This is a genomic window from Acidovorax sp. SRB_14 (genome assembly GCF_012932145.1).
In the GTDB taxonomy this organism is placed as follows: domain Bacteria; phylum Pseudomonadota; class Gammaproteobacteria; order Burkholderiales; family Burkholderiaceae_C; genus Simplicispira.
On the sequence record NZ_MWOK01000055.1, the window covers coordinates 1 to 290 of the forward strand.

Sequence of the window (290 nt, forward strand, 5' to 3'; positions counted from 1 at the left end):
CGTGACGCTGCCCAACATCATGAAGGCCAAGAAAAAGCAGCTCGACGTCGTCAAGCCCGAGGAGCTCGGCGTCGGTGTGACTCCGCGCCTGAAGACCTTGAAAGTCACCGAGCCGCCCAAGCGCGGCGCCGGCGTCAAGGTGGCCGACGTGGCTGCCCTGGTCGACAAGCTCCGAAACGAAGCCAAAGTCATCTGAGGAACCGAACATGACCACCCTCGTCATCGCAGAACACGACAACGCGTCCCTCAAGGGCGCCACGCTCCACACCGTCACCGCTGCTGCCGCCTGC

Annotated in this window: 1 pseudogene; it reads left to right on the forward strand. The window is 63.8% G+C overall.

The annotated features are described in order from the left end of the window. Positions 1-196: pseudogene (locus B2J86_RS17965) on the forward strand (electron transfer flavoprotein subunit beta/FixA family protein); the annotation flags it as partial. Positions 197-290 lie beyond the last annotated feature (94 nt).